Here is an 11672-nt window from a genome sequence, read left to right as displayed (position 1 = left end):
TTAAAAAGCTATACTAGTTTGTCGAAATATATTATAATATATAGTATGTAAGAATATATAAAAGAGAGGTAAAGATATGTACGCTATAGAAATGCTAAACATAACTAAAAAGTTTGGCGACTTCTACGCAAATAAAGATATCACTATTCAAGTAAAGAACAATGAAATTCATGCCTTACTTGGTGAAAATGGTGCTGGAAAATCTACGTTGATGTCGGTTCTTTTTGGTATGTACCATCAAGAAGCCGGTGTTATTAAATTGAATGGTACGGAAGTTGATATTAAAGATCCTAAGCATGCTAATCAACTAGGGATAGGGATGGTGCACCAGCACTTTAAACTTATTAAAAACTTCACTGTTGCTGAAAATATTATTTTAGGTATGGAAGAAGTAAAAGGTGGAAAAATCGATTTAGATAGCGCAGCTGAAAAGATTACAGAACTATCTAGAAAATATGGTTTAGAAGTTGATCCTAGAGCATTAGTTGGGGATATTAGTGTAGGGATGCAACAAAGGGTAGAAATCCTTAAAATGTTATATAGAGATGCAAATATCTTAATTTTTGATGAACCTACTGCAGTGTTAACTCCTGCAGAGATTAAAGAATTCTTAGCTATCCTTAAAAATCTTCAAACAGAAGGGAAAACTATTTTACTAATTACTCACAAACTTAACGAAATTATGGCTGTTGCTAATCGTTGTAGTATTATTCGCCGTGGTGAGTATTTTGGAACTGTAGAAATAGCAGAAACAACTAAAGAACAATTAGCTAGTTTAATGATTGGTAAAGACTTAGAAATAATTAAATATGAGCGTTCAAGAGAAGGTAAGAAAAATATTCTTGAAGTTTCAGAGGTATATGCAGATACTACCGAGAAAAAAGATATCCTTCACGATTTCAACTTAAATGTCCGTGAACGTGAAATTTTAGGTATCGCAGGGGTTGACGGAAATGGTCAACAACAATTTGTAGAAGTACTAAATGCTTTACTTAAAGAAACAAAAGGGAAAATTATTTTCGACGGAAAAGAAATCAATTCATTATCTACTGCAAAACGTAAAGAGCTTGGACTTGAGATTATTGCAGAAGATAGACATAAAGATGGTCTTGTACTAGACTTCAGTGTTGAAGAAAACTCAGTTTTAGAAAACTATTACACAGAAAAATTCTCTAACCGTGGATTCTTGAAGAAAAATATTATCTCAAAATTTGCGAAAGAAATTTGTGAAAAATATGATGTTCGTAAAGCAGGGGATGAGAAAATTTCTGCACGTAGTATGAGTGGTGGTAACCAACAAAAACTTATTATCGGACGTGCTTTAGAATTAAATCCGAAATTATTAGTTACAACACAACCTACTCGTGGACTTGACGTTGGGGCTATTAATGGTATTCATAAAATGTTAATCGACTATCGTGATAAAGGTAACGGTGTATTATTAATTTCATTTGACTTAGATGAAATCTTAACATTATCTGACAGAATTGCAGTTATTCACAATGGTAACATCATTGATGTCGTGGATAATGATGAAAATGTAACAAAAGAACAACTTGGTCTGCTTATGGCAGGGGTTAAGAAGTAGAGAGGAGAACGTATGTTAAAAAAAGTTTTAACTAATGCGGTGCTACCGATATTAGCTTCATTTATTATTGGGGCGATTCTTATTTCAGCGATAGGGGCAGCACCAGGAGATGTGTTTGGAGTAATTGGAGATATTTTCTCAGATTCAAACAGTATAGCTGAAATTTTTGTATCAACAATTCCATTAATTTGTACTGGATTATCTGTTGCATTTGCATTTAGAACAGGTTTATTCAACATCGGTGCAGAAGGTCAATTCATTATGGGAGGACTTTTCGCTGGACTTGTTGCGATTAAAATGGAAGGTATGAACTTCTATTTAGTGTTAATTACTAGTATTTTAGTTGGGATTGTAGTAGGTGGTCTTTGGGCAGCTATTGCAGGTTACTTAAAAGCTAGATTCAATATCAGTGAAGTAGTTGTAACAATTATGTTAAACTACACAGCTTTATATTTCGTACAATTTGCAGTGCCTAAATATATTAAAGGAACTAATGATATTATTTCTAAACCAATTGTTTCAGCCGATGGAACTGGATATTTACAGAATAGTTTAGTTGAAGGTATTTTCAACAACTATCGTTTAGGAACAGATTTATTCTTAGCTATCTTTAGTGTTATCATTTTCTATATTGTTATGGAAAAAACAGTGTTCGGATATGAATTACGTTCTGTAGGTTTTAACCCGAATGCATCAAAATTCGTAGGTATGAAAGTTAACAGAAACACTGTGTTATCTATGGCTATTTCAGGAGCTTTCGCTGGTCTAGGTGGTGCTCTTTACAACATGGGACCTGTAGGGCAAGTAGTTGCAGGTTCAACATTCCAAGGGTTTGGATATATGGGAATCGCGGTTGCTTTAATCGGTGCTAATACTGCTTTAGGATCATTATTAGGAGCATTATTATTCGGATTCCTAGGAGTATTAACTCCACAATTATCATTCATCGGTATTCCAAAAGATATCGCGAATATTTTAATCGGATTAATCGTATTATTCGTTGCAGCTAAAGCTATCTTTGATAACAAGTTGCTTGATAAATTATTTAGTAGTAAGAAACAGAAAGGAGATAAATAGATGGATACAGTATTATCACTATTAGACTCAATGTTACAATATACTGCACCAATTCTTATAGCTGCCATCGGTGGTTTCTATTCAGAAAAAAGTGGGGTTGTTAACATTGCCCTTGATGGTTTCGTAATCTTTGGATCATTCATCGCATCACTATTAGCATTATCAGTGTTTGAAGGATCTCCAACATTATTCCAATTAGTAATTTGTTTAGTTGTTGCAACACTTGCAGGTGGGTTAATGTCATTAATCCACGCATATATCAGTATTAATTTAAAAGCTGATCAAGTTATCTCAGGTACGGCGATTAACTTAATTACACCAGCTATAGCATTATTCTTAGTTAACCACTTCAATGGTACATATGAATTATTATTAGCAAGTGGTTTCCCAAGATATACAGTATTTGGTAAATTTACTATTTATCCAACAGTATTTATAGCTGTAATCTTAGTAATTGTAACATATTATGTAATTTATAAACGTCCGTTCGGATTACGTTTACGTTCTGTAGGTGAAAACCCACAAGCGAGTGATTCACTTGGATTAAACGTATTTAAATATCGTTACATTGGGGTATTTATTTCAGGATGTTTAGCAGGTTTAGCTGGAGCTATTATTGCTACTACATTCTCTCAAGGATTTAACGCGGCGATTACAGTATACGGATTCGGATACTTAGCATTAGCAGCTTTAATCTTTGGTAAGTATAACCCGATTACAATTACATTAGCTTCGTTATTCTTCGGAGGAACTAAAGTATTCGCTGAGAAAGTTTCTATCTTAGCACCAGATCTACCAATTCCGGTATCATTCTGGAACATGTTCCCATTCGTAGCTACAATAATTGCACTTATCGTATTTTCTAAGAAAACTGCTACTCCAGAAGCACTTGGTATTCCATATGATAAAGGTTTAAGATAATAAATATAGTAGTCTTTGAAATCTATAAGTTTCAAAGACTACTTTTTTGTCATCAAATTATGATATAATATAGGTAAGCAAATAAAAGGAGATAGATATATGAATAAAAAGTTATTAATGTTACTTGCAGCAGGAGCACTAGTTATAACTGGTTGTGCAGGAAAAGATAGTTCAAAAACTTCGGATAAGAAAAATACAGAGCAAAAAGAAAAAACAGAGAATAAAGAAACAGCTTCAAAAGAAAAAACAGAAGTTAAACATGATTTAGCTGCTGCAGAAAAATTAGCTCACTTAGTTGCTATTTCAGGAAATGATTTATCAAGATTAAATGAACAAACAAACCTATTGGCGTGGATTACTCAAGATAGATCTACAAAATTCAATTCTCCAGAAGGAGTGCCATTAGCAGAAGTTTCAGTACAGGATTTTGTAGATGTAGTTAATGAATTTTCAGATAAAACATATTCTAAAGAAGAAGCGTTAGAGCTATTACAAAGTCCTGCTTTCAGCGAGTTTACTGGAAAATCTTCAGGAGCGACTACATTCCCTAAAGATAGTGAGATACACTACTACAAAGAAGACAGTGCACTTGTATTTGTGTCTGTAGTAAGAGGGCATAATTATCCACAAGAATTAGATAAAAAAGAAAACTGGAAAACAGAAGGAGATAGCATTAAAATTGATGTACTAGATGCTATGACAAAAACAAAAATTTCAACAATAACATTGAAATTAAATAACAAAAATTATACAGGTGGGCACAGTAAATCTAAATACTATGTTGCTGAAGTGAAGACTGCGTAGAAAAGAAAATATAGAGTGATAGAATATTAAAAAGGAATATGGTAAAGGGATGACGACGTTATTAACTGTATTAAATAGTGAGAAGAAAAGCTTAGAGATAAGTGAAATATTTGATTCTAGTAAATACAATGTGTTAAAAGCTGTAACTTTTTCAATTGATTCGAACTTTTACAATAAGTACTTGGAAAACTTTGAAGAGACAACAATAACAGTAGGTATTCAAGATAGTTAAGTTCAAGAAAGAGCATTAGATCCAAGGAAGCAAGCTATTCATCAATTGATAAATAGTACAAAAATATTAAATGATGGCACGCCTATGAGACTCATAGAAGAATTAAATTCTGGGCTTCAAGAAAAAATTACTAAAAACAAGTTTAATATAAGAATACCAATAGATAAAACCATTCACAGTAAGGTATATCTATTAGAAAATACTCAGACAAAAGAAACAAGGGTTATTATAGGTTCTGCAAATTTATCTACACAAGCATTTTCAAACAGTACTAATCAATTGGAAATAGTAGAAATTAGAGATAATGATGCTATTTTTGAAATATATAATGAATATTATGAAAATACAATAGTTCCTGCTACTCAAAATTTATTCACGAAGTCTGTTTTAGATAAAATAACTAAGAAAAAAGACAAGAATCCTGATTTAAATATTAATTTCATACCAGAGGAAACTTCTGAGTTGAAAGTTAATGCTATTAGTGATTTTTATGATGAAGTTCAGAAAAAAGTTACGATTGGTGAGATAAAACAAGAGCTAATAGAAGATTTGAAAGAGGAAAAAGAATTCGAACAAATCCGTGTAGAGGAATTTCAACAAAGGGCTAATGAACTGGGATTTGCCCTGAGAATTACTAATAGTGTGGTTAATAGAAAGACAGGTAATACTGCTAATAGTGATACGAAACTTTTAGATAAAGCTAAGATGCGAACGAATATTAAAAAGTACCAACAATAGCAAATTCAAGCTAAAAAAGTAAAATCGGAAACTGCCCCAAGGGAGCTTATTATAAATAAACCTGCATTGAGAACAGAGAACAATAGCGGGTTATCACAGGGGATAAAAATAGAAAGTACGATAAATCCAGAGACGAAAGCTTTAGAAGAACATTTTTCTTATTATCCAATAGGAAAGAGGCTAACTGATGTAGAAATAAAGGAAAATATTGAGATTATTTGTAAATTATTAAAGAATTACGAAGATTTTGTTCCTAATTATACTCCTGAATATGGGAAACGTGTTATGGAGACAATATTATATACGTTTACATCAACATTTATAGGTGAGATTAGAGAGAAATTCACATTAGGAAATGAAGCTCTGGATATACCTTTATTTGCTATTGTCGGTGGAACAGGGGGCTCTGGTAAATCTAATTTACTTAATATATTAAATAAGATGTTAGGGCTGACAACGGATAATAAAATACCAACGTACAATGAGTTGGTTGACAATGATACGAGAAAAGATTCTGCAACGCGCCAACAAATCCGTTATTGGATGCTTAATGAGGATAATGTCGCACCTTTACTTGTTGATGAGTTGCCAAGTGATTTTTTTAATGGAAAAGGTGAAGATTTGATTAAAGATATTTCTAACCAAGCGGAAAATCAAATACATTTAACTCCTGCATTTATTTGTACGACTAATGCAGAAGCAATTGGTTCTAAATCAGAGGCTCTTAGTAGAAGAATATATTATTTATTAAATGATCGTAAATTTGATTCGCAAAGACGAGCAGAAACGACAGATAGATATATAGAAGTTTACGAGAAGATTAATTCAGGATTGTTTAGAGATTTTGTTTTGAGATTTTCTAAAAAACTTATGCAAGATGATTTGAATTGGAAACATTATAGTGGAAATAAATTAGATTTCTTATACTATACTCGTGAAATATTTAAAGAATATTTTGAAATCGCGGGAATTGAATTGCCTGACTTTTTCCCACTTTCACGTGTAGATGATGCTACGAAAAATAATATGTTGATGTGGCGAAAACTGTATATAGGTTCTCCAGAATTGTTTAAAGAAGTTAAAGGGGAGCAAGAGGAGAGAAATATTTACATGATTAAGATGAGCGAACTTGATCATAATTTCCAAAGTTCTAGGTATGGAGTGGATAATACTAAACCATCAAAAGTTTATTCGGAAGCATTAGAGAATAAGGTTCTGAGTTCGAGTAAGACAAATGCTGATTTATTTGTTGAAATTTTCCAAGACTCTTTCCATGAATGGATAAATGTGCCATTAAAATCAGATGATAAGCAAGAAAATATTGTTGAAGAAGAAAAATCTGAAGATACAGAGGAGAAAGTTGGATTTTTCCAAAGATTATTTGGAAAGAATAAGTAATTTATAGAGTTTTATTTATATATTACCTATCATAAAAAAGATAATAGTTCTTCAAATTCATCTGAATTTTGGAAGACTATTATCTTTTTATTGAAGGGATTTCAAGTGGGGAACCTAATTGAATTAAATAGATTTGCAACATTTATAACAACTAAAAACGCAGTTAAATTAGGATGCTCCATTCAAATTATATTTGTAATAGCAGTTAGAACTAATAATCTTTTCTTCACTTTATTCGTTAAGATTAAAGTTCTTGGTGTATACGCTGTACCTAAGAATTATGTCGTCGTTAAACTCCTAATAAATCAAATGTATACCGCATTATTCCCATTCGATTATACTAAAAGTCCTTGGGAAGTCAATTATAATAAGTATTTGTATTGATTTAATTTGCTATTGGAGACGATTTTGGAGACATTTTTAATGATTGATTTCCATAAAAGTCTACACTCGTTTCTTTTGGATGATTAAATTTAATTAAGCCAACCATATTATTAGTTATCTCTTTATCTAGTCCAGTCCATAAATGAGCATAGTGTTTCAATGTTATTTCAGGACTAGAGTGACCTAATCTTTTTGATACTATAAGAACAGAAGCATTTAATTCATTAATTAGGTATGATGCATGTGAATGCCTTAAGCCTTTAGCTTGAATTATAGGAACATCAGCTAGTTTTGCATACCTTTTTATTATTCTGGAAATTGTAGATTTAATCATAGGGTTACCATCATAACTTAATATAAATTTCATTTTTCCAAATTTAGCTTGTTTTTGCTTCCAATCTTTTAGTACTTTTATTGTATCTTCATCTAGTGATATTGTTCTAAGACCTGCATCTGTTTTCGTATGATTTTGACGATACCATTCATTTTTACTTTTAGCTATTAGCATATGATGAACACGAAGCTCTCTTTTGTTAAAGTCTATATCATCCCACCAAAGGGCAGTACCTTCATTAACTCGTAAACCAGTTGTATAGTATAGATATAGAAGTGTGAAACATAAATGTTCGTAAAAATCTTCTATATAAATGTTACTAAGAACTTTTTGGAAGTCTTCTTTTGTCCAGTACTGAACTATGGACTTTCCTTTTGGTATAGCTTTAACTTTGAGAGATATATTACTTTTTAAGAACTGCATATCAACAGCAAAACTCAATGTTCTTCTGAAAGTACCAAAAGTCATAGAAGCATATGCTTGTGAGAAGTTACCACCTTTATTAGATAGAAGCCACGTTCTGAAGTTTTGAACATCTCTTAATGAAATATCCTCTAATTTCTTTTTACCAAATCTTTTAATTAGCATATTTAAAGCTGGAGTTCTAGTAGAATATGTCTGTTGACTTACCTCAGATTCATAGTAGGGGAGATAAGTAGTATTCATAAACTGTTCATAGGTCATATCATAGTTGGAATAACCATTAGATTGAAGATAGTCATTTTTAACACGAATAGCCTCTATATAAGCTTCCTTAACAGAAGAAAATGGCTTTCCATCAGCACTTTTTCTAGATTTCTTTTTTATTCTTTTACCAGTTATATTATCAGTACCTAAACTAACTTCATAGTAAATTTTTCCATTATTATCAATATATACGTCTTGAAAATTTGTCTTTGCCATAAGTTACCTCTCTTTCTCTAGTAACTTAAAACCAAGAATCTCTTCAACAGCAAAGATAGGAACAGTACCTAATCTTTTATTGTTATATATAGCATATCCTGATTTTACCATTTTTATCTTAGCTTGTCTAATAATAGCTTTAGCAGTAGCTTCTGGAAATTGTAATTCATTAGTTAAATATTTGTAATCTATAGTTTTATTATTCATAAAATCCTCCTTAAAATCTATTTAATAGTAGAGGATACTTTTTTAATTTATTCATTTGTTATTACCACCTTTACTTTATATTATGTTACAATATAAAGAGTAGAAGAGACGGAAATATTTCTACTATTTATATTAATGAGTCACTATTCTAAACTATGGTGACTTATTTTTTATAACATTCTAAATTGTTATCTTCTACTGAAATTGCATATTTTAATAGTTCTGATGGATTAATAATTTCTACACCATATCTTTCATAATCAAGAATATAATTACTAACATCATGTCTCTTTGATATAAGAATCTCTATAGCTTTCTTAAAAATTAAATCCTGTTTATTATTGTTCCTCACTTTGTTCTCCTTCTTTTGAAAAATTCTTTTATTATTAAAATTTCCTCCTCATTATTATCTTTAATTGAATAATTTGCAATGTATTCTGGAGTAGGATATAAATTATATTTTTCTATTAAATTTTCTTTAATATCAATGCCTTCATCAGGATTAATTATTCCTTTAGATTTTCTGTATATTCTTAACCCTTTAGGATATAAATACAATCTATTACCTTTAATAATTGACTTTTTACCAGATTCAGAATTATCTGTCTCATTCAATTCACTTGTATCTAAATTAGTTAGATAACTAACAACATAATTCGCAATTGAGTCTTTGTTAGTAAGCCTTTTAGTTTTTGTAAAACCTTTGCCCCAAAGTTCTGCTAAATGAGAATTTTCTATATATAATTTTTTAGGACTTTTTAAAAGAACATGAAGATGAAATTTACCATATTTTGCATGTGGTTCTATCACTGAAATATATTCTACATGCCCATAATGTTTTCTAATTTTCTTTATAAAAATTTTAAAATCATTATATATTGTATTTGGATCAGTGATAGTTTCTTTATAAGTTAAAGTTACCCACAATTCTTTTATACCCCCTTTAAAATTATGTGCTATTAATCTTCTAAGTGTTCTCATAGTCCGTTTTAAGGAAGAGATATTAATATCTCTCGTGTCTCCTTTATTTATCATCTCCTTTATTTCTCCTGTAGAAATTACAGCATACTTTTTATTTGGAAGAACAAGTATAGATTGATTTCTAATTACATTGGAAATTTCAATTGTGTCTCCATAACTGTAGTATTTCACAATTCTTTTAGGAAAAATATTCTTCTTAATATTATCAGATAAGTTTCTAGCCATACGGCAATCCTCCTTTTTAATGTTCTAATGTGTAGTATATATCAAGTTAAATGTATATTCCTTTCGAGGAGCAGAGCTCCTCGAAAAGCAATATACATGTTATTTTGATTTTTTTAATACTACATTATCAGCTTTTACAGATAGCTGGTTTTGATATTCTCCATATATAGAGGCTCTAGGATTAATTAATTCTACTTTTTGACCAAATGTAAAATTGGTATTGCTATTAACATCCTCAATTTTAACTTTAATAACTTCCCCGATATTTAAACTACTTTCTTCTCCGTAGTTGTGTTGGTCATCACAAATTAATAAGTTATATCTAAAACCAACTGTTTTATCATTTTCTCTAATAGGCTCTACTTTAGTAAATTGTAGTTCAATATTAGAAAAAAACAGCTTCGCATCAAATGGTGCGAATAATCTTAATTTTTTCATCCTCCACTCCTCCTTTCTTCTAAATTTAAATAGCTTTTATAGTCATCAATTTAATTGGACTAATATTAATTTTTATTTTTATCACCTCCTAAATGTAGTTTAATTACTGCATATATTTTTTTATAATTTGAAAAAGCAGGGACACCAACAAAGATAGGCTCATTAGAATGTAAACTTACATACCCATACCCTAAATTACATTTTTTAAATAATATATCAGAAGAAGGGAAAATCATTTTTTTTCCTTCAGAAGATAAATTACCTAAACCTAGTTTAAAAGTATAATTATCTCTAGCACCATTAGCAAATAAACTGCTATCTGGTCTTTGAGTTGAAGTAATTATATGAACTTTTTTACTTCGTCCCATCATAAGTATTTCAGCAATAATTTTTTGTATTTTATTCTTTTCAGAGTTAGAACTTGAAAAATATGAAATCATAGATGCAAGTTCATCAATAAAAATAATTAAAGGCGAAAAGTCTTCTGTATTTATTAACCTATTATTAAAAATTTCATAAATTTCTTTTAGTCCTATCATACAATTTGTATAACTGAAATAATTTTTACAATTATTAAATCTTTGAAAATGTTTATCTCCTTTAAAATCTAAAATATATACAGTAGATTCTTTATATAATAAACAAATCTTCGCTATCAGATATAGAGAAAAAGTTGTTTTACCAGAACCAGTCCCACCAGTTATTAAGTAGTGTGGACATGAAGTCAAAGTAATACTTATTTTCTTATTATCATCAATAGCATTTAGAATATTAATAGAAGTCTTCATCATGAAAATCTATCTCCTTAGTTTTTGTTTCTTTATGTTTGCCGTAGTGTATAAAAGTAAATACCAAGTATCTATTTTCCTTAGCAACTTCTGTACAAAAAATAGGTAATTTTGGAAATATCATCATGTTATGACAATAATTATTGAAAATATTTTTAATATATTCAGTATCTTGAATATTATTATTTTCTTTTTCATCCAATTTATATTGAATTGATATTTTATATAAACTAGTATTATCATATATAAGTTGAAGGAAATTATTATTTATTATGTTTCTAATTGCATCTATATTAACATATTGTAATTCTAATGCGAAATTAGGATGGGGAACATAAGCTGGTTCACCTATTAATTTTCTTTCTTTATTATCAGCTTCTATAATATTTAAATAAACATTTTCAAGACGAGCGTAGAAGTCAATACCGGAATGATTATTACTATTATCTAGTAAAAATTTAAATAATGTATCAAAATATTCAACATTTTGTATAGGAATATTTTGTTCTTTTTGTTCCTCTTCTTCTAGCTCCTTTAATATAATATAGATTTTTTCAAATATATATGAAAAAAATTTAAATATATGTTTAGATATTTTTACAGCGAATGAGCACATTTTTTTAAAAAATTCTTCCATTATAAAATCACCTCCTT

15 protein-coding genes are annotated in these 11672 nt (G+C 29.8%); 8 read left to right on the top strand and 7 right to left on the bottom strand.

All coding sequences use genetic code 11. From position 1 onward, the window contains the following. The first annotated feature begins 76 nt into the window (after window positions 1-76). The 8 genes from RWN11_RS00650 to RWN11_RS00615 all read left to right on the top strand — a co-directional run bounded on the left by RWN11_RS00650 (window position 77) and on the right by RWN11_RS00615 (window position 7142). Entirely contained in the window at window positions 77-1588 is a 1512-nt protein-coding gene (locus tag RWN11_RS00650; RefSeq protein ID WP_314159868.1) for an ABC transporter ATP-binding protein, read from the top strand. A 12-nt stretch (window positions 1589-1600) separates the two neighbouring features. After that, complete coding sequence (locus RWN11_RS00645; RefSeq protein ID WP_294683653.1) at window positions 1601-2665, top strand: ABC transporter permease; 1065 nt, start codon at window positions 1601-1603, stop codon at window positions 2663-2665. Beyond that, a complete protein-coding gene (locus tag RWN11_RS00640) occupies window positions 2666-3586 on the top strand; it encodes an ABC transporter permease (RefSeq protein ID WP_314159867.1) in 921 nt (306 codons plus the stop codon). A gap of 99 nt (window positions 3587-3685) precedes the next feature. Further along, window positions 3686-4390 carry a hypothetical protein gene (locus tag RWN11_RS00635; protein ID WP_314159866.1) on the top strand — a complete coding sequence of 235 codons (705 nt, stop codon included), beginning with the start codon at window positions 3686-3688 and terminating at the stop codon, window positions 4388-4390. A gap of 49 nt (window positions 4391-4439) precedes the next feature. Next, the gene (locus RWN11_RS00630; protein WP_314159865.1) at window positions 4440-4622 is read left to right on the top strand and encodes a hypothetical protein; all 183 of its coding nucleotides are present in this window, start codon (window positions 4440-4442) and stop codon (window positions 4620-4622) included. Between the two features lie 45 nt (window positions 4623-4667). After that, complete coding sequence (locus tag RWN11_RS00625; RefSeq protein ID WP_314159864.1) at window positions 4668-5360, top strand: phospholipase D family protein; 693 nt, start codon at window positions 4668-4670, stop codon at window positions 5358-5360. Window positions 5361-5426: 66 nt separating this feature from the next. Continuing rightward, window positions 5427-6758 (top strand): hypothetical protein, encoded by a 1332-nt coding sequence (locus RWN11_RS00620; protein ID WP_314159863.1) that lies wholly within the window; start codon window positions 5427-5429, stop codon window positions 6756-6758. A 105-nt stretch (window positions 6759-6863) separates the two neighbouring features. Beyond that, a complete protein-coding gene (locus RWN11_RS00615) occupies window positions 6864-7142 on the top strand; it encodes a hypothetical protein (protein ID WP_314159862.1) in 279 nt (92 codons plus the stop codon). 1 nt (window position 7143) lies between these two features. Here the strand turns inward: RWN11_RS00615 and RWN11_RS00610 are convergent, their stop codons facing one another. From RWN11_RS00610 to RWN11_RS00580, 7 genes are all read right to left on the bottom strand, one after another. Continuing rightward, complete coding sequence (locus RWN11_RS00610; protein WP_314159861.1) at window positions 7144-8379, bottom strand: tyrosine-type recombinase/integrase; 1236 nt, start codon at window positions 8377-8379, stop codon at window positions 7144-7146. Window positions 8380-8382: 3 nt separating this feature from the next. After that, window positions 8383-8586: a DUF3173 family protein gene (locus tag RWN11_RS00605; RefSeq protein WP_314159860.1), complete on the bottom strand. Its 204-nt coding sequence runs from the start codon at window positions 8584-8586 to the stop codon at window positions 8383-8385. Between the two features lie 163 nt (window positions 8587-8749). Beyond that, window positions 8750-8938 carry a hypothetical protein gene (locus RWN11_RS00600; protein WP_314159859.1) on the bottom strand — a complete coding sequence of 63 codons (189 nt, stop codon included), beginning with the start codon at window positions 8936-8938 and terminating at the stop codon, window positions 8750-8752. Further along, entirely contained in the window at window positions 8935-9792 is an 858-nt protein-coding gene (locus RWN11_RS00595; protein ID WP_314159858.1) for a replicative protein, read from the bottom strand. Before RWN11_RS00595 ends, RWN11_RS00600 begins: the two co-directional genes overlap by 4 nt. 99 nt (window positions 9793-9891) lie before the next feature. After that, window positions 9892-10230 carry a hypothetical protein gene (locus RWN11_RS00590; RefSeq protein WP_314159857.1) on the bottom strand — a complete coding sequence of 113 codons (339 nt, stop codon included), beginning with the start codon at window positions 10228-10230 and terminating at the stop codon, window positions 9892-9894. A 65-nt stretch (window positions 10231-10295) separates the two neighbouring features. Beyond that, complete coding sequence (locus RWN11_RS00585; protein ID WP_314159856.1) at window positions 10296-11021, bottom strand: FtsK/SpoIIIE domain-containing protein; 726 nt, start codon at window positions 11019-11021, stop codon at window positions 10296-10298. After that, complete coding sequence (locus tag RWN11_RS00580; protein WP_314159855.1) at window positions 11002-11655, bottom strand: hypothetical protein; 654 nt, start codon at window positions 11653-11655, stop codon at window positions 11002-11004. Before RWN11_RS00580 ends, RWN11_RS00585 begins: the two co-directional genes overlap by 20 nt. Window positions 11656-11672 lie beyond the last annotated feature (17 nt).

This window comes from uncultured Gemella sp. (assembly GCF_963519265.1).
Lineage (GTDB): Bacteria > Bacillota > Bacilli > Staphylococcales > Gemellaceae > Gemella.
Note: the sequence above shows the minus strand (reverse complement) of the source record. Positions and strands in the feature narration are given on the sequence as shown.